Source organism: Alkalihalobacillus sp. FSL W8-0930, from assembly GCA_037965595.1.
GTDB lineage: Bacteria > Bacillota > Bacilli > Bacillales > Bacillaceae_D > Alkalicoccobacillus.
The window spans coordinates 3,391,717-3,409,849 of sequence record CP150183.1 but is presented as its reverse complement, the minus strand read 5'-3'; the positions used below and the strand labels follow the sequence as shown (position 1 = coordinate 3,409,849).

The window sequence follows — 18,133 nt, the reverse complement described above, 5'->3', positions numbered from 1 at the left end:
GAGAGTGTATAAAAACCAAGACAATTGTTGGATATTGTCTTGGTTTTTCATTTCATGATCGCACCCACTCATGTATAATAAATCTATTATCGACATAAATGGAGAGAAACGGCCATGACAGAATCGTATCAGGGTATGCTTGATGAAGAGAAAGTATTTAAAGATCCTGTTCACAGATATATACACGTGCGGGATAAGGTCATTTGGGCATTAATCGGAACAAAAGAATTTCAACGTCTTAGACGTGTACGACAACTTGGGACAAGCTATATGACTTTTCATGGGGCGGAGCATACTCGTTTTACGCATTCGCTTGGTGTGTATGAGATCACAAGGCGAATGATTAATGTATTTGAGGGGCGTCCTCATTGGAACGAACAGGACAGGCTTCTGGCTCTAGCTGCAGCATTACTACACGATATTGGTCATGGACCTTTTTCTCATTCGTTTGAAAAGGTATTTCATTCTGATCACGAGGACTGGACACGAGCGATTATCCTTGGAGATACAGAAGTAAATGACGTATTAACATCTGTTAGTCCGACATTTGCAAAAGATGTGGCAGAAGTCATTGAGAAAACATCATCGAACAAACTGGTAACAAGTATGATTTCCAGTCAAATTGATGCGGATCGCATGGATTACTTGCAACGGGATGCGTATAACATCGGTGTGAGCTATGGTCATTTTGACATGGAACGAATTCTTCGAGTGATGAGACCGACAGAAGATCAAGTAGTGATTAAGCAAAGCGGAATGCATGCCGTAGAAGATTACATCATGAGTCGATACCAGATGTATTGGCAGGTCTATTTTCACCCTGTAACAAGAAGTGCGGAAGTGATTTTGAGTAAGATTTTCCAACGGGCAAAGTGGTTATACAAACAAGGATACGAATTTCAGCAGGCTCCTACACATTTATTTTCCTTTTTTGATGGGAGTCCAACACTAGAGGATTATTTGCGTCTTGACGAATCGGTTGTTCTCTACTATTTTCAAATATGGCAAGAAGAACAGGACGAGATTCTACAGGATCTTTGTGTCAGGTTCATGAATCGTCGGTTGTTTAAGTACGTGGAAGTGAATCCGAACATTCAAATGGGGGATTGGGCACGGCTGCGTGAATTATTTGCAAAAGCTGGACTTGATCCAGATTATTACTTAGTTGTGGACTCATCATCAGACCTACCTTATGACTTTTATCGACCGGGAGAAGAAGAGGAAAGAGTACCGATTCATCTCATTTTGCCAAACGGTAAGCTAAGAGAGCTGTCCAGACAGTCGGATGTGGTTGAATCCATCTCAGGGAAAAAACGAACGGACCATAAGCTGTATTACCCTGGAGATTGGCTTGAGGCAACGGATGCGTTTGAGGAAGAAAAAAGAGAGATATACATGCTGTTAAACAAAGAAGGGTGAAGGAGTTGCACATAGATGCTAGATGAACATGCGAAGCTCATGACATTTTTCTCACAAGCAGGGGAAGTGGTCGGCCGTAAGAAATTACAAAAGATGATCTACATAGAAAAGAAGCTGAGTCTGCCGTTTAGGGAACGGTATACCTTTCACGTCTATGGACCGTATTCAGAAGAGCTAAGTCTTCGAGTAGAAGAATTGACCAATCTTGGATTACTCGACGAGGTTCGAGAAGACAAAGGTCACTACTATCAGTATCGTTATCGTTTGTCAGAGGAAGGAACTCAATTTCTTTCTCTGTCAACGATTGATATGCCCGATGTGACACCAATTACAACAAGCTTAAATGAACAAAGCTCAAGGTTTTTGGAGCTTTTATCAACCATGCTGTATTTTGACCACTTAGAAGGCGAAGAGCTTAAGGAAAAGGTGACCTCTGTGAAACCAAAACAAAAGTTTACCGATGAAGAATTTGAAAAAGCGATGGATTACAAACAACAATTGGAGAATATGGTTCAATAAAAGGGGACTGACATAATCTCACATGTTTTTTAACAGCTTTACGATGTCAACAAGAGTCATCTTTTTATATAGTAAAAGTAGACTTTTGACAACGTGAAGGGTGAGACCCATGAAGTTCTTCAGTTTTGTTGTGTTGTTTTGGGTATTATTTGGTACAGGTATTCCTTTGATGCTGTGGCTTATGATCGAAAAGCCAGGTGCAGGGTATACGGTGTTAACAATTATTTTCTTGGTGTGGTTCGCATCCCATCATTATATAAAGAGAGACAAAAAGAAGGCCACCTGATCGATATCGGGTGACCTTCTTTTTCTTTATTTGTCTACAATCGCTGGACGTTTCCCAGCTTTTCCGTAGTGCTCATGCTTCATCTCTTCAATGATGACCGTTACGTTCTCTGGAGGTGCATCGACTGTCTCTACAACTGCGCTTGTCACCTGTTCAATCAGTGCGCGCTTTTGATCGTCATTACGACCTTCTAGCATTTTAACCGTTACAATTGGCATGTCTAACCCTCCTTCTCCTCATCTGCCTCTAGTATAGCAGATGACCCGATCATTCAAAATCAACAAGTTCCGGATAAAGAGTGGTATCAATTAATTCCGCTTCAAGCACGTAGCGATCTGGAGCGGCGCCGACAAAATCAAATGGATAACAAGTGGTGAGAGTAAGCTGCGCATCCTCAGTCGAAACAATCACCGTACGATCATCCTCATCGACAATACGTTCTCTGAAAATCTTAAATGTATATTCACCGATACGCGTGCGGACAATTAACGTATCGCCTTCTCCAACCTCACCAAGCTTACGAAAGACCGTATCACGATGCCCTGACAACACAGAGTTATCAGGATCACCAGGAAGTACGCTCTGTGCAAAATGACCGATACCCTGATCAAGCTCATTATCATCGGTCCCATGATAGATAGGGAGGGTGGCATTCAAAACGGGAATTTCAAGCTCACCCATCAACTCACCTTGCTCCGGCCACCAATCAATTGGCTCAGTCGGTTCATCTACAGGTTCCTCAGTAGAAGGTTTTTCCTCCTTGGGCGCTTCAGCACTAACCACTTGATCGGTCTTAAACAAGAAATATCCTTTTGCAAATTTGTACGTATTGGTTGTCGTAAACCACAGGCCACCTGCAATCAGAGCGACAGCTAAAAAAAGAAGGATGAAACGCTTGTTAGAGCGTTTCGTCCTATTTACGTGTCTACTCATGATGCCATTTTAAAGCGACGGAATAAGATGAATCCAACTAACGTCATTCCAAGACCAATGAACGTGTACAGCGGATAATCAGTCGCAGTCTTAGGCATTTTTGCACCATCTACTGTTTTTGTTACCTTTTTAGAAGAAGAGGTATTGTCTTTTTTAGACTCGCTTTGTTTTGCAGGAGCAGCTTTGTTGTCCTTCGCTACCTTTTCCACTTTTTCTGCTTTTGTGTTAGCAGGTGGAGCAGGGGTTGGGGTAGGTGCTGGTTTGTTCTCAGTTGCTGGCTTGTTTTCTACAACGTCTTCAACGATTACTCCGGTCTCACCCAAGTCATCGCCAACATTACCAAGTGTGTTCCCGTTAAATAGTTCTGCAGTGATAATAAAATCAGCTAGCTTATTTCCTTCAAGATCATAGAGTACAACAAGTAAGTCATACCCTTTTAACTCAGTCAGCTTTAATAGATCAGCGAAGCTAATCGGCTTTTGCTCACCTGGTTTTGCTAGATAAAACTCAGGGTTCATTTGTAATACTTTAATTAATTCGTTACCAATGGCAAAGAGTTCAGCGATTTCTTCTGCTGTTAGTTCGGTAGAAGATTCAAAATCACCGAAAGCTTCCATGCGCTCAGCAAGAGCTAGAAGTTGATCAATTGCCTCAGGGTTTTGTTCAACAACGTTAATTAGGTGCTCGAACAATGCTTCGAGTTCTTTATCAGATAGTCCGATTTCATCAAAAAGGCCATCAAAAGAAATCTCTTCCCATTCTTCTTCCTCAGTCCATTCTTCGTCCCAAGAAAGATCCCACTCGTAATTCTCCCATAAATAATTTTCTAGTTCTTCATAGAAAATAAATTCATTAACAGATGTATTATTTTCGGCGAGTAACGCTTCAAGTTCTTCGTATGTAGTTTCAAAGTTGTCAATAAGCATATCGAGGAACGTGTATCCTTCATCAACTTCATCGGATAATATCCATACGAACCCTTCTAGATCTTCTATATCTTCAAATTCATCCACCGTTGTATCAAAGATAGAAAAATAGTCATCTAACTGCTCTCTTGTAATATTCTTTTCTGCTAAATACCCTTCTAACTCTTCATCCGTTACTGCAGCAAAACTGACTGTTGGTACCGTAAATACTAATAGTGCAACCACTAAAAACATCGATACAAAACGCTTCATCTTTTTCCTCCCAAGGAAATATATTGATACTGCTGAACTGATTATAGTCTGATAGTCTTGAAATTTCCATATATTTTTTCATATTTTATAAATATTTTATATTATTGTCTGTCAAGTCGCATATGCTCCTAAATGTTCATCATAACTACTGAATACTCCTGTCAACGTTTGGTGGAAGCTGTCGACATTTGCACAGGTCTTGCAATAGTTCAATTGGGTTGGGGTATGTTAAACTAAAAGAAAGAATGACTAACGGCTGAATAATGAAAGGGAGTTCATACAAATGGATCTTTTAAATAACAAAAACTTAAAGAAGAAAACGGATGGGTTTACGATTTTAAGTGGAGATTCCACGGATGGTCATGGTGGGTTTGGTGTCGGGACGTTAAATCTAGACAATATTACACCTGTGTTTGTAGATCCAGCAGAAGAAGAAGTGTTTGTTGATCTCGGAGCACTTCATGCACGATCTGCAGTTGAGAAGCGTATTAAGTTTTTAAAGGAAAAAGATAAAGTACCAAATGGTAAGCTGTATTGGTTAGTATGGGTAACAATTTCAACAAAAGAAGGCAAACCCTATTACGGTGGGGTGGCTGGCTGCGAAATGCTTGTTGATACAGAAATTAGACGTGGGTATAAAAGTATGCCGGAGCACGTAAATAAAATGGATAAGTCGCTTAAAGGACATATTTTAGTGGATGACATGGAAAAGAAATCCCGTGTCCTACTTGCAGAGTTTCTTAAAAACCATAATGAAGACATGTGGAATCGCTCAGAAGAAGAGCTGCACGTGGCATTAGCAAAAGACTAAAGGGAAAGAGCTAGCGATAGCTCTTTTCTTTATGTGGAGGAGTGGCGTTATGAAGAAAAAGTATGTAGGGATTTTTATTTTAGGTGTACTTGTTGGCATTCTTGTGTTGTCGCCGCTGCTCGGGCGCTAAGAAGATGTATACTAATAATTGAAATCGGTTTATAAATTAACTTTTTGTTGGAGGACTTCATATGAAACCAAGAATCGGCATGGTTGGCCTAGGTGGAATTGCTCAAAAGGCGTACCTTCCTATATTAACAAAAGAAACGAACTGGACATTTGTTGGCGCGTATACACCGAATGCCGATAAAAGAGAACAGATCTGTAAGCAATATCGGATCAAACCATTTGAAGATCTTCAGTCATTAAGTGAGTCATGTGATGCCGTCTTTGTACATAGCTCAACAAAAACTCACTATGAGATTGTATCCCAATTGCTTCAAAACGGTTTAGACGTATATGTAGACAAGCCTCTTGCAGAAACAACGGAACAAGCAGAAGAGTTAGTTCAACTAAGTGAAAAACTTGGCAGGAAGCTAATGGTTGGATTTAATCGCCGCTTTTCGCCTATGTATGTGAAGCTAAAAGAATTAGTCAAACAACAGGATAGCGCCTGGATCAATCTTGAGAAGCATCGGCTGGATTCAAGCTATGATTCGTATTCGTATGAGCATATCCTTTTAGATGATTACTTACATTTAGTGGATACAGTACGTTGGTTAGCAAATGGCGAGGTTACATTTGAGAATGGGTTCATTAAACTGAATGACACCAAATTAGCTCATACAAAGCAACAGTATCTCTCAGCGCAAAATCTTCTTCTGACAAGCTCGATGCATAGGGGAGCGGGGACGAATTTAGAGCAGATTGAACTCATTACCGAAGGCGCTGTGTATCGTGTGAAAAACATGAACCACTTTGAAAGTGAAAAGAACAATCAAGTCACGAGTTCATTTTCAGGCTCATGGGAAACCACTTTAGAACAAAAGGGCTTTGCTCAAGCCATTGAACATTTTATTCAGTGTTTGATTGACGATGAAATGCCTGCTGTGTCGGCAACAGAAGGACTTGCTTCACAAAAATTGTTAGAAGAATTAATTGAGGACTCCAGAAAGCTTTAATTGAATGAGGCTGAGGCAAAACTAAAATATAACTGGAAAATGGCGAATGATTCTACGATCGAATCATTCGCCATTTGTACTTTTTAATCAGACTAGCGGGTGTGAACCCGAGACTCCTATGGAACAGAACGCGGTGAAGACACTGTAGCGGCGTTCTTCCCGCGGAGGGGGCTGAGGCCGTTCTTGTGGGTGCGAGGGATTCTCCTGTAGCGGATTTGTTCCTATGTTCAAGTTTTACTAACTAATATGCCCAAACCTCACTTTTATAACGATTCAAACTCAGAAACAATTTCACCCAGATAGGCAAGCGCTGATTCAATCGGCTCAGGTGTGGTTAAGTCTACTCCTGCTTTTTTCAGTAGCTCAAGCGGGTATTCAGAGCTTCCGCTTTTCAGGAACGTCAGATAGTCTTCAAGAGCGCCTTCTTCCTTGTTCAAGATGCGTTTGGCAATTTGAATGGAAGACGCGAAGCCTGTTGAATATTTATAGACATAAAACGGACGGTAGAAGTGCGGAATGCGCGACCAGCCGTATTTCACTTCCTCATCAAATTCGATGTCCGGACCATTGTATTCGCGGAAGAGCTTTTCGTAAATGGCGTTAAACGTTTCAGCGTTTAGCGGTTCACCTTGTTCAGCGAGTTCATGTGTCTGCTTTTCAAAGTCAGCAAACATGACCTGAGTAAAGAATGTGCCGCGGAATTGATCAATAAAGTGATTAAGCAGGTACTTTCGCATGTCCTTGTCTTTTGAATGTTCAAGTAAGTGGTGAATCAATAGCACTTCATTTACAGTCGATGCTACTTCAGCTACAAAAATGGTATAGTTCGCTGTAATCTGAGGCTGATGTTTGCTTGAGTAGTGACTGTGCATCGCGTGTCCCATCTCGTGAGCAAGTGTAAACAGGCTATCAAGATCATCGTGATGATTAAGCAAGACAAACGGATGAACCCCGTATACTCCCATATTGTAAGCACCAGAGCGTTTCGCCGGTGTTTCACGAACATCAATGTAACGCTTTTCTTTAAAGTCACGAAGCGTTTGGATGTAATCGTCTCCGAGAGGAGCAAGTGCCGTTAACATCGTTTCGTAGGCTTCCTCATACGAGATATCTTTTTTAGCGCCACTTACAAGCGAGACATTCAAATCATATTGTCGCAATTCATCTAGACCTAAGATTTCTTTACGAATCGCTGTGTACCGATGATACGGTTCAAGATTTTTCTTAGCGGTTGCAATCAGATTATCATACACTTCTGTTGGAACCTGGTCTCCAAATAGCGATTTGCTAAGAGCGGAGTCATAGTTGCGCAGCTTAGAGAGTGTCACGTTATTTTTAATGGCTGAAGACAGCGTAGAAGCAATTGTGTTGCTAAGTTGAACGTAAGGCTTATAGTATGCCTTATATGCTTCCCTACGTTTCTCGCGATCTTCATCTTCAATGAGCTTTGAATACATGCCTCTAGTCATATCTACTTTTTCGCCGTCATCATTGGTCACTTGACCGAACTCAATGTCAGCGTTGTTTAGCATGCCAAAGGTGCGATCAGGAGAGGAGAGCGCTTCTCCAAGTGCAGAAAGGATTTCTTCTTTTTCCTTTGTGAGAACATGTGTTTTGTATCGGAACGAATCCCATAAGTCTTCCTCAAAGTATTCAAGCTCCTTCACTTCACTTATGTAGGCCTTAAGTGTTGCTTCATCTAGGGTTAGTAGAAAAGGCATAAAGAACGAAGTCGCTGAACCGACCTTCACGCTGACCTGTGTCGCGCGGTCTTTAAGCGATTGGGCATTTGAGTCACGTGTATCAATGTCTGTACTGAACATGGAGTAGGCAAAAACCTTAGTGAATATAAAACTTAGATCCTCCTGCTTTTTTAAGAAATCATATAAGGATTGTCCATCGTTAATGTTTCCATCAAAGCCTGCAAGCTCCTGTGCGAGTGCTTCAACCTTTTTTAAATCACTATGCCAATCAGCTTCTGTGGCGTACAGATCTGCTAAGTTCCATTTTTCTTCTTCAGGAATTTCACTTCTATGTTTATACGTTGTCATTTGATCACTCCTCATCGGTATGGATGTATGCATAGTGTAGCATGTTCTATTCTGAAGTTCTCTTTATAGGTATGCAAAGCGGGTCAATGTCATACGGTGATTATGATTTTTTCAGACGGATCTGTCTCATGACGATTAGCAAAACAGGTATGCCGACAAGTACACCGAAAGAGGAGCTCCATACGAGAAGCTTCCAGTTTCCAGTGAGGATCGATGCAACGAGAAAGATCAGGGTCTGACCAAATGTAGTGGATAGCGCAATGATTAAGGCTATTCGTGTTCGTGTGCTCAAGCTATATCACCTCGTCCTTAGTGATCACCAAACCATTTCTTAAATCGATCAATAAAGCGTTCCTTCTCATGCTTCGCGTCTTCCTGCTGTTTTTCTTCTTCCGGGCTCGCACATGCTGAAGTCGGCTCCGTGCCGGCTTTAAAAAACATTGGAACCCCGCCTGGACACGATTCATTTGCAAGCAACCCGCTCTCAGGATGAACCTCAACCTGAACGACATCTTGTGGAACATGGAAAGGCAACTTTAACTGACCTTCCAGTGCATGCTCGGTAAAGTTTGCCCAGATCTTTTTGGAGATTGGACCCTCGGCATATTGATCCAGCTTCTGTCCTTTGTCATGTCCTACCCAGACCCCTGTAACAAGCTGTGGTGTGAATCCAACCATCCAGCTATCATTCGGAGTTGAGCCGGACTTTCCAGCAACAGGTCGATGTAAAAGGGGTGTAACTGAGCTTCCTGTTACCGACGTATAGCCATTTAAAGCAGGGTCGAACATGCCGGTCATCATTTCGGTCATCAGGAAGCTTGAAACAGGATCAAGTGTTTCAGTTAACCCAGGTTCTTGCTCGTACAAAATCTCACCGTCCGAATCCTCTACTTTTACGATAAACTGTGGTTCGCCGTACAGACCTTCGTTAGCAAACGGGACATAGCTGTTTGTTAAATCAAGTAAGCTGACAGCCTGAGAACCAAGGGCAAGAGAGGGAACATCTTTAAAGGGTCCAAGCCCTAACGTATCGGCAATTTCAACAAGCTTATCCGGTCCAATAAATAAATGCGTTTTGATGGCAAAGATGTTATCAGAAACGGCGAGTGCCTGCTGCATGGTAATAAAATCATTGGCATAGTGTTGATTGAAATTTCTCGGTGAATACGTCTGCCTGCCCTCGTCAAATGTAAAATCGGTCGGCTCGCTGACAAAGGTAGAAGCAGCTGTAAACCCGTGCTGCAGGGCCTCATAATAAAGAAGAGGCTTAATCGTCGATCCAGGCTCACGCTTACTTTGCGTCGCGCGATTATAGCTGCTCTCTGCATAATCGACTCCGCCAACCATCGCTCGCACTCCACCCGATCTTGGATCAATCGCAACAAGAGATGTTTGCAGGTCGGTGTCTGGCATTTCCTCTGCCACCCAGTGCTCAGCATCTTTTTGCATAGATGGGTTAAGTGTTGTATAGATATGGTACCCAGCTGTAGCAAGTTCATCCTCTGTGACATCTAAGATGGAAGTCAGTTGATTTGTGACAACATCCTGGAAGTAAGGAGCGATGACCTCAGTTTCCGCATTTGCTGCTTGTACGAAATGTAGCTCTTCTGCTTTAGCGGTGTCTGCCTCGTCCTGTGTAATATAACCATTTTCAACCATGCTTGAAAGAATGAGCTCCTGCCTTGCTTTGGCTCGATCATAATCGATGATAGGAGAATAGTAGCTCGGCCCTTTTGGAACCCCCGCAAGCATCGCTGATTCTGCAAGCGTTAGATCTGCCGCTGATTTATCAAAAAAGAAGCCAGAAGCTGCTTCAATTCCATAGGCTCCATGACCGTAATACACTGTATTTAAATAGCCTTCAAGAATTTCTTCCTTGCTATAATTCATTTCAAGTCGCAGGGAATACATCAATTCGTTCCATTTACGACTCCACGTTTTTTCATGAGATAGGTACAAATTTCGTGCATACTGCTGCGTAATTGTACTCGCTCCCTGAGCGCTTGAACCAGCTTTAATATTCGCGACTATGGCTCCGCCAATTCGCCACAAATCAAAGCCAAAGTGATCATAGAATTTCCGGTCCTCTATTGAAACGGTTGCTTGACTGACATATGGCGCTACCTCATCAAACGGAATCCAGTAACGATTTTGACCTCCGTGTTCTTCTCCAATAACAGACCCATCTGAACCGTAAAAAACGGTTGTCTCTGGAACCTGGATCGGAGGTGGACCTTGCATACGAGTATAGGAAAGCAGCCCAAGAATAAATAGACCTGATAGAATAAGAGCGAGTAACACTGAGCGAACCATAAAGCGCAAAAACCGAATCCGTCTCGTTTTCTTCCGACTTAGAACAACCTGCATAGCCATGCACCCCCAATGTATGTTGAATACATACAGGATGGGTTGTTCTGACGTTTTTTAAACATGAGAACATGCTGAATTGGCATGAAACGTTTTTTCCGCTATACTTGCTGTGTTACACGCAAATAAAGACGAGGTGATACGCATGGAATTATGGTACACAGAAAAACAAACAGAACGTTTTGGAATTACGGCTAAGATTAAGCGTACGTTACATACAGAAAAAACAGAGTTTCAACAGCTCGATATGATTGAAACCGAAGAGTTTGGTAATATGCTTGTGTTAGATGGCATGGTCATGACAACCGAAAAGGATGAATTCGTTTATCACGAAATGGTTGCGCATGTCCCATTGTTTACCCATCCAAATCCAAAGCACGTTCTTGTTGTAGGTGGCGGTGACGGCGGAGTGATTCGCGAAGTGCTGAAGCACCCATCTGTAGAGAAAGCAACACTCGTTGAGATTGACGGTAAAGTGGTGGAATACTCGAAAAAATATCTTCCGACCATTGCGGGTGCACTTGACGATGAGCGTGTAGACGTTCAAATCGCTGATGGCTTTATGCACATTGCCAAATCAGAGAACGAATATGATGTCATCATGGTTGACTCCACAGAGCCTGTTGGACCAGCTGTGAAGCTATTTGAAAAAGGATTCTACGAAGGAATCTCAAAAGCACTTAAAGAAGACGGTGTATTTGTTGCTCAAACAGATAACCCATGGTTCCAGCAGGACCTGATTCGTAATGTCTACTCAGACATTAAAGAAATTTTCCCAATCACACGTGTCTACACAGCGAACATACCAACGTACCCGAGTGGACTTTGGACATTTACAATTGGAAGTAAAACAAAGGATCCATTAGAAGTCAGTGAAGATCGTTTCCATGACATTGAAACAAAATACTACACAAAAGAGCTTCACAAAGCAGCCTTTGCGTTGCCAAAGTTTGTTGCAGATCTTTTAAAATAAGTGAGAGAAAGCCATGCCCGCGCGCATGGCTTTTTTATTTGGTAAGAGGAGCGATGGTTGCGTTTGTGATGGAGATAAGAGATTCAACAGGGAGTTTAAGCTGGACACCGATTTTTCCGCCGCTAATGATCATGTCATGGAGGGTTGTTGCACTCTCATCGATGATCGTTGGGAATGTCCGCTTCATTCCGATCGGAGAGCAACCACCACGAATGTAGCCGGTGACGCTCTGAATCTCCTTTACTGGAATCATTGTGAGCTGCTTCTCCTTTACAGCCTTCGCTGCATTTTTCAAGTGCAGCTCGTCCGCTACCTTTACGAGGAATACGTAATACTGCTTGTTTGACCCTTGTGTGACCAGTGTTTTGTAGACGTGATCAGGGTCCTGATTCGTTTTGTGAGCAACTGAGACTCCGTCAATTTTTCCATCTGACGTCGCGTATTGAAGGATGGAGTAAGGAATGTTTTGTTGATCTAAAAGCCTGCTCGCATTGGTTTTTACCTTTTTCATGTGGATGCACCTTCTTTTGTGGTCTGTAGATTTATGATGCAAGAGTGGGGAGGGAGTTGTCAAAGGAGGGGGTGAGGGCGTGAGCGTTAGAGCGGGGATTGGAGCGATAGGCTCTGAATTTGGAGCGTTAGAGCCAAGAACCTAGCACTACCTCCGCACCCCAGCCCCACACAAAAAAACCGATGCACTCGCATCGGTTTTTCCTAAAGCTCTATTTATTCAGCGTCTTTCGCTTTTCCAACGCCTTCTTGTACATTACCTTTTACTTTATCTTTTTTCCCTTTTGCTTGTAGGGACTGGTTGTCTGTAGCATTTCCAGCTTGATCCTTCACTTCACCTTTTGCTTTGTTGACTGCGCCTTTGATTTTGTCTCCAGTACCGTTACTCATTAGAAATGCCTCCTTTAATTTTTGCTTACATGGAGTGTATACACTTTTTTTCTGAGTGTTAAACCTTTTCGTGTATAATAGGTATCTTGCATGTGCCAGACAAACTCGCTAAACTTGGAGAAGAGAAAGGTGTGCGTCACATGAATAAACCGATAAAACGACGATTGCGTTTAACGTTTCAAACCAATATAGAGCTACAAGGCGAGCTGGACTCGTATGAATTTACAACGGATGGTGAGCTGTACCATAAAGGCACACAGGATTATTTAAGGTTCACGGAGAAGTTTGGTGTGGATGAGAGTGTCCAGACTACGATGAAGTGGGACGGAGAAGAGTTAACCTTGATCCGCCAAGGAGATGTCTTAATGCGCCAGACCTTTGTTTCAAATAAGGAAACGTTCGGACGATACGTGACTTCAGAGGTGTCTTGGGAAACCAAAGCGGAGACAGAAGTTGTCCTTGTTCAATGGCCAACGTTTCAAAAGCCAAGAGGGCGCATCTATATTCGGTATCGTTTCTGGATTGCAGGTCAGGAGACTGGCAGTCACGAGATTCGGCTAAAATTAGAAGAAGCAGACGACTAAATTACATTTTGATTAGAGGGGTACAAGCAAATGAACAGCGTTGAACAAATGAAGCAACTGTTAAAGGAAGAACTAAAAACAGCGATCGTAGAAGCGGGACTGTGTGAAGCACAGGACGTTCCTGATATTTTACTTGAAACGCCTAAGGATAAATCACACGGGGACTATGCAACAAACATCGCAATGCAGCTAGCTCGTGTGGCGAAAAAAGCGCCTAAGCAAATCGCCGAGCAGATCACAGAGCGTCTGAACAAAGAAAAGGCATCTGTGTCAGAAATCAACATTGCAGGTCCTGGATTTATCAACTTTTATATGGATAACTCGTTTTTACGTGACGTCATCAAAGACGTATTGTCTAAGCCTGATACATACGGCGAAAGTGATGCAGGAAAAGGCGAGAAGATTTTAGTCGAGTACGTATCTGCTAACCCAACAGGAACCCTTCATCTTGGGCACGCGCGCGGAGCGGCTGTTGGTGATGCAATGTGCAAGATCATGGAGAAGGCCGGCTATCAAATGGGTCGTGAATACTACATTAATGACGCTGGTAACCAAATTAACAATCTCGCTTATTCTGTAGAAGCTCGTTACAAGCAAGCGCTCGGAATGGATGCGGAAATGCCTGAGGACGGATACCATGGTAAGGATATTATTGAAATGGGTCAAGAGCTTGCAACGGCTGAGGGGGACTCATATCTGAAGCTTGCAGATGAAGAGCGTCTAAAAGCGTTCCGCACATACGGTTTAAACAAAGCACTTGAAAAAATTAAGATTGACCTCGCTGATTACCGAGTTGAATTTGATACATGGTTCTCTGAAATGTCTCTTTATGAGTCTGGTGTGATTGACCGTACACTTGACGTTCTTCGTAAGCAGGATGAAATCTACGAAGAAGATGGGGCAACATGGCTTCGTACAACAAAGTACGGGGATGATAAAGACCGCGTGCTGATTAAAAAGGATGGTAGCTACACGTATCTGCTTCCAGACATCGCGTACCATGAAGATAAATTCAACCGTGGCTATGACCGCTTAATCGATATGATGGGTGCCGATCACCACGGATACATTGCGAGAATGAAAGCGGCGGTTGAGGCACTAGGCTACAATCGTGAAAAGCTTGATATTCAAATTACGCAAATGGTGAGTCTTGTACAAGGCGGAGAAAAAGTGAAGATGAGTAAGCGTACAGGGAAAGCCGTGACGCTTCGTGAGCTGATGGAGGAAGTGGGTCTTGATGCGACTCGTTATTTCTTTGCAATGAGAAGCTTGGATACGCAGCTTGAATTTGATATGGATCTGGCTGTATCGAAATCAAATGAAAATCCAGTATTCTACGCACAGTATGCGCATGCGCGTGTATGCAGTATGCTTCGTCAAGGGGAAGAGCTTGGCCTTAGCTACAGCTTAGACACAGATCTTTCGCCAATTGATTCAGTGAAAGAATATGATCTACTAAAAGCAATTGGGGACTTCCCTACCGTTGTAGCAGACGCAGCTGCCAAGCGTACGCCGCATAAGGTTGCAAACTATGTTCATGATTTGGCTTCGGCTCTGCATAGCTTCTACAATGCAGAACGTGTGCTGGATGCAGAAGCTCCAGAGAAAAGTAAGGCTCGTCTTGCATTAATGAAATCTACACAAATTACGCTACAAAGTGCACTCGCCCTTCTAGGTGTGAGCGCACCAGAGAAAATGTAAGACCCCCATGGATATCGTTTGGTGGATACTCATTGTTGCCTGCTTCATCCTTGGATATGTAGGTCTAATCTTTCCGATTGTTCCATCTGTACTCGTTCTCTGGGTTGGTTTTCTCATTTACCAGTTCGGAGTCTCAGAAGGGTCGCTCAGCTGGGTGTTCTGGACCATTGCAGCGATTTTGACCATCGTCTTATTTGTAGCAGACTTACTTGCTAGCAGATATTTTGTGAAAAAGTACGGAGGCTCAAAATGGGGAGAGTGGGCCGGTATTATCGGTGTCATTGTTGGTGCCTTTGTAATGCCTCCATTTGGAGTCATCCTAGTCCCGTTTGCTCTCGTTTTAATTGTTGAGCTAATTGTTTTTCGGAACATGAACAACGCCTTAAAAATAGCCTTTGCCTCGTTCCTCGCTTTCTTAAGCGGGACATTGGCAAAGGCCTTTATCCAAACCGTTCTGATCGTATGGTTTTTACTGGATGTCTTTCTGTTTTAAAGTAATCCCGAAACCATACCAGCAAGCTGTTCCTTTGTTTTGCTGTAGAGGCTCCGCTGTTTTAAGGATTGAGTTGTGAGCTTTTCAGAAATCTCAATATCATGGAGCATACGTGTTACGACAATACGGACACTTGCTTCATCTTCAAGCAGGCAAGTCATTTCACTATTTAAATGAAAGCTGCGTTTATCTAAATTAGCTGTACTAATCCATCCGAAGCTCTGGTCAATGACCAGGGCTTTTGCGTGGTAGAAGCCTTGATCATAATGATAAACCGAAACGCCTGATTCAATCAGACGCTGGATGTACCCCATTGATCCTTCTTTTACGAGAGGATGATCTGATTTTTGCGGGAGAAGAAGGCTGACCTCCATTCCGTTTTGAGAAGCCTGAATCAACGCTTCTTGGACCGCCTCACCTGGCACATAATAAGGTGAGCCAAGGAGAATGGAGTAGTTTGCTTTTTTAAGCATGTCTAAGAGCAATGACTCAAGTCCCCTACCGTATGTTGTGAAAAAACGAATGGGATGTGGTCCTTTCTCAAGCGCAGGATAATCACTTTTTTTATGCTGACTTTTAATACCGGCAAGTGCTAGATCAGCAAAAAACTGGTCCTGCAAATCCTGTACCCCATCTCCTTCAAAGCGCATATGAAAGTCACGCCAAAAGCCAAACCTAGGATGTCGGCCAAGGTATTCATCTCCCACATTAAACCCGCCTAGATATCCAATCCTCCCGTCAATGATCGTCAACTTCCGGTGGTTTCGATGGTTCAACGAGAAAAAAAGTGTAGGAAACGTTGGGATGTGACTTTTTGCAAAAACGATACCTGCCTCCTGTAATCGTTTAATCGTTTTTCGGGAAAGCTTACAACCGACCCAATCAACGAGAAGCTTCACATCCACACCTTCGTTGGCCTTTTTCTCTAAAAGCTCAATTAATCTCATCCCAATATGATCCTCCTTAAAAATATAAAACATCATATGGACATGATGGCGGCTTGCAGTGACATCAGCAAAAAGCTTGGCAAAAAAGTCTTCGCCCGTTGCAAGAAGGTTGGTGCTTGTATGGCGTATTTCTTGAATAGGTGGCTCGGGTTGCTTGCGTAATCTTGTCAGTCCAGCGAGAAAGTCAACTCGAAGGTAAACAATGATAGCAATCAGAAGGAAAATAATCGTAAGTGCAATCTTCATGAGGATCTCCTTGCATACGTTTTTCTTTACTATGTCCAATTTGAATGAAATCATGAGAAGCGCTTTTGAAATCAGGAGAAGACTCATGGTAGAATATAGGCAAATAGGTGAGAGGGAGACTGTTGCCTGATGGAAAAGAAAAACGTCCCAAGTCTAGTGAAAGATCAACAACTCATACATAAACGTCGCGAACAGATCATCAAAGGAGCTGTGCGATTATTTATTGAAAAAGGCTTCCACCGGACCACAACAAGGGAAATTGCAAAAGAATCAGGGTTTAGCATAGGTACACTCTATGAATATATTGGGAAGAAGGAAGATGTACTTTATCTAGTCTGTGACGCGATTTATGATGAAGTAACCGAGCGCTTGAAAAAGCAACTACACACAACAGGTCCAGCACTGCAACGTTTAAAAGAAGCGATTCGTGCGTACTTCCTGGTCATTGATTCCATGCAGGAGGAAGTACTTGTTATGTACCAGGAGACCAAATCACTACCAAAAGAAACACTTCCATATGTGCTTAATAAAGAAACAGAAATGGTAGAGATGATGGAAGAAATTTTGGCTGACTGCAAAAAAGAGAATGTATTGAGTCTATCAGAAAAAGAAATGAAGCTTGTGACACATAATATTTTAGTCGCAGGTCAAATGTGGACCTTCCGTAGATGGGCGCTCAGAAGGCATTTTACCCTAGAAGAGTACATAGACATGCAAATTAACCAATTAATTTCAACATGAACACGCATGGAACGAAGGAAGCTCTAGCATATTTTATGAAAATATGTTTATAATGAAAAAGATGATCTTAAAATTTGATAGATGATTTGGATCTTATAGATAACGGTGAAAGGGCGTGCCCGGTTTGAACATAAACACACTAACGGCTGATGAAATATCAGAACTATCAATGATAGAAATTACGTATGCTTTAATGCAAGAAAAAAACCAACCGATCGAATACTATGCTCTAGTTGATGAAATTGCGAAGATCAAAGGATTTAGTAAAGCTGAAGTAAAAGAGCGTATCTCTTTTCTTTACACAGATCTAAACACGGACGGACGTTTCATAACACTTGGAGAAAACCGTTGGGGTATCAAAGCATGGTACCCAATTGACCAAATTGAAGAGCCAGTACCAGCGGCAACGCCGAAAAAGAAAAAGAAAAAATCATTTGATGACGAAGATGATTTGGACTTAGTTGACGACAGCGAACTGGATGATTCTGAAGAGGATGAGTTTGAAGATCTTGAGGACGAATTAGATGAGATCTCAAACGAAGAGGATGCAGAAGAAGACTTCGAGGACAAAGATCTTGATGGCTTTGAAGAAGACGACGATGAAGAACTCGACGAAGAAGACGACGAAGAGTCGTTTGATGAAGAAGAGGAAGATCGTTAAGACAAAGGGTTGACTTATCCACAATTTCTATGTAGAATCATGCTTGGGCTTAAGAAATAGTATAATGAACTGACATAGATGATTGAGAAACAAAAGCGTGTGCCCCCCTGCATATAGGGAAACCACCGCTTTTGTTTTTTTTGTTTTATATCTGGCTTCCAAGGAATCATAAGAGTAGATGCAGCCAATAGGGCAAGCAGCA

20 protein-coding genes are annotated in these 18,133 nt (G+C 42.4%); 11 read left to right on the top strand and 9 right to left on the bottom strand.

Going from position 1 to position 18,133, the window contains the following annotated elements; all coding sequences use genetic code 11:
- Window positions 1–114: 114 nt before the first annotated feature.
- The 3 genes from NSQ54_17770 (at window position 115) to NSQ54_17760 (ending at window position 2,224) form a co-directional block, all read left to right on the top strand.
- Window positions 115–1,419 carry an HD domain-containing protein gene (locus tag NSQ54_17770; GenBank protein WYP26154.1) on the top strand — a complete coding sequence of 435 codons (1,305 nt, stop codon included), beginning with the start codon at window positions 115–117 and terminating at the stop codon, window positions 1,417–1,419.
- Window positions 1,420–1,434: 15 nt separating this feature from the next.
- Complete coding sequence (locus tag NSQ54_17765; protein ID WYP26153.1) at window positions 1,435–1,938, top strand: YwgA family protein; 504 nt, start codon at window positions 1,435–1,437, stop codon at window positions 1,936–1,938.
- A gap of 109 nt (window positions 1,939–2,047) precedes the next feature.
- Complete coding sequence (locus NSQ54_17760; protein WYP26152.1) at window positions 2,048–2,224, top strand: hypothetical protein; 177 nt, start codon at window positions 2,048–2,050, stop codon at window positions 2,222–2,224.
- A gap of 26 nt (window positions 2,225–2,250) precedes the next feature.
- On the opposite strand, the gene NSQ54_17755 is transcribed toward NSQ54_17760, so the two are convergent.
- From NSQ54_17755 to NSQ54_17745, 3 genes are read right to left on the bottom strand one after another with little or no spacing between them, the layout of a single operon-like run.
- On the bottom strand, window positions 2,251–2,442 hold the full coding sequence (locus NSQ54_17755; GenBank protein ID WYP26151.1) for a 2-hydroxymuconate tautomerase: 192 nt from the start codon (window positions 2,440–2,442) through the stop codon (window positions 2,251–2,253).
- A gap of 49 nt (window positions 2,443–2,491) precedes the next feature.
- Window positions 2,492–3,157, bottom strand: coding sequence for a class D sortase (locus NSQ54_17750; GenBank protein ID WYP26150.1), 666 nt, complete (start codon window positions 3,155–3,157; stop codon window positions 2,492–2,494).
- Window positions 3,154–4,335, bottom strand: a complete 1,182-nt coding sequence (locus tag NSQ54_17745; protein WYP26149.1) for a processed acidic surface protein — start codon at window positions 4,333–4,335, stop codon at window positions 3,154–3,156. The genes NSQ54_17750 and NSQ54_17745 overlap by 4 nt, the downstream gene beginning before the upstream one ends.
- Before the next feature lie 283 nt (window positions 4,336–4,618).
- On the opposite strand from NSQ54_17745, the gene NSQ54_17740 reads away from it, so the two are divergent.
- Together NSQ54_17740 and NSQ54_17735 are read left to right on the top strand one after the other, a co-directional pair.
- On the top strand, window positions 4,619–5,146 hold the full coding sequence (locus NSQ54_17740; protein WYP26148.1) for a YwhD family protein: 528 nt from the start codon (window positions 4,619–4,621) through the stop codon (window positions 5,144–5,146).
- A gap of 191 nt (window positions 5,147–5,337) precedes the next feature.
- A complete protein-coding gene (locus tag NSQ54_17735; protein ID WYP26147.1) occupies window positions 5,338–6,267 on the top strand; it encodes a Gfo/Idh/MocA family oxidoreductase in 930 nt (309 codons plus the stop codon).
- A gap of 263 nt (window positions 6,268–6,530) precedes the next feature.
- Here the strand turns inward: NSQ54_17735 and pepF are convergent, their stop codons facing one another.
- The 3 genes from pepF to NSQ54_17720 all read right to left on the bottom strand — a co-directional run bounded on the left by pepF (window position 6,531) and on the right by NSQ54_17720 (window position 10,685).
- Window positions 6,531–8,318 carry an oligoendopeptidase F gene (gene pepF / locus NSQ54_17730; GenBank protein WYP26146.1) on the bottom strand — a complete coding sequence of 596 codons (1,788 nt, stop codon included), beginning with the start codon at window positions 8,316–8,318 and terminating at the stop codon, window positions 6,531–6,533.
- Window positions 8,319–8,418: 100 nt separating this feature from the next.
- Window positions 8,419–8,610: a hypothetical protein gene (locus NSQ54_17725; GenBank protein WYP26145.1), complete on the bottom strand. Its 192-nt coding sequence runs from the start codon at window positions 8,608–8,610 to the stop codon at window positions 8,419–8,421.
- Between the two features lie 17 nt (window positions 8,611–8,627).
- Entirely contained in the window at window positions 8,628–10,685 is a 2,058-nt protein-coding gene (locus NSQ54_17720) for a PBP1A family penicillin-binding protein (protein WYP26144.1), read from the bottom strand.
- A 145-nt stretch (window positions 10,686–10,830) separates the two neighbouring features.
- Here NSQ54_17720 and speE point away from each other — a divergent pair, with 145 nt between their 5' ends.
- Entirely contained in the window at window positions 10,831–11,658 is an 828-nt protein-coding gene (gene speE, locus NSQ54_17715) for a spermidine synthase (GenBank protein ID WYP26143.1), read from the top strand.
- Window positions 11,659–11,692: 34 nt separating this feature from the next.
- On the opposite strand, the gene ybaK is transcribed toward speE, so the two are convergent.
- Window positions 11,693–12,169, bottom strand: coding sequence for a Cys-tRNA(Pro) deacylase (gene ybaK / locus NSQ54_17710; GenBank protein WYP26142.1), 477 nt, complete (start codon window positions 12,167–12,169; stop codon window positions 11,693–11,695).
- Between the two features lie 215 nt (window positions 12,170–12,384).
- Window positions 12,385–12,558: a CsbD family protein gene (locus NSQ54_17705; GenBank protein ID WYP26141.1), complete on the bottom strand. Its 174-nt coding sequence runs from the start codon at window positions 12,556–12,558 to the stop codon at window positions 12,385–12,387.
- 140 nt (window positions 12,559–12,698) lie between these two features.
- On the opposite strand from NSQ54_17705, the gene NSQ54_17700 reads away from it, so the two are divergent.
- Genes NSQ54_17700 through NSQ54_17690 form a run of 3 tightly spaced genes read left to right on the top strand, consistent with a single transcriptional unit; the run spans window position 12,699 to window position 15,336 of the window.
- Window positions 12,699–13,142, top strand: a complete 444-nt coding sequence (locus tag NSQ54_17700; protein WYP26140.1) for a DUF1934 family protein — start codon at window positions 12,699–12,701, stop codon at window positions 13,140–13,142.
- Window positions 13,143–13,172: 30 nt separating this feature from the next.
- Window positions 13,173–14,843: an arginine--tRNA ligase gene (gene argS / locus NSQ54_17695; GenBank protein ID WYP26139.1), complete on the top strand. Its 1,671-nt coding sequence runs from the start codon at window positions 13,173–13,175 to the stop codon at window positions 14,841–14,843.
- Window positions 14,844–14,850: 7 nt separating this feature from the next.
- Window positions 14,851–15,336: a DUF456 domain-containing protein gene (locus NSQ54_17690; GenBank protein ID WYP26138.1), complete on the top strand. Its 486-nt coding sequence runs from the start codon at window positions 14,851–14,853 to the stop codon at window positions 15,334–15,336.
- Here the strand turns inward: NSQ54_17690 and cls are convergent.
- The gene (gene cls / locus NSQ54_17685; GenBank protein WYP26137.1) at window positions 15,333–16,529 is read right to left on the bottom strand and encodes a cardiolipin synthase; all 1,197 of its coding nucleotides are present in this window, start codon (window positions 16,527–16,529) and stop codon (window positions 15,333–15,335) included. The two genes, NSQ54_17690 and cls, sit on opposite strands and share 4 nt — an antisense overlap.
- A gap of 129 nt (window positions 16,530–16,658) precedes the next feature.
- Here cls and NSQ54_17680 point away from each other — a divergent pair, with 129 nt between their 5' ends.
- Together NSQ54_17680 and rpoE are read left to right on the top strand one after the other, a co-directional pair.
- Window positions 16,659–17,270 carry a TetR family transcriptional regulator gene (locus tag NSQ54_17680; protein ID WYP26136.1) on the top strand — a complete coding sequence of 204 codons (612 nt, stop codon included), beginning with the start codon at window positions 16,659–16,661 and terminating at the stop codon, window positions 17,268–17,270.
- A 115-nt stretch (window positions 17,271–17,385) separates the two neighbouring features.
- The gene (gene rpoE / locus NSQ54_17675; GenBank protein ID WYP26135.1) at window positions 17,386–17,931 is read left to right on the top strand and encodes a DNA-directed RNA polymerase subunit delta; all 546 of its coding nucleotides are present in this window, start codon (window positions 17,386–17,388) and stop codon (window positions 17,929–17,931) included.
- Window positions 17,932–18,133: the final 202 nt, after the last annotated feature.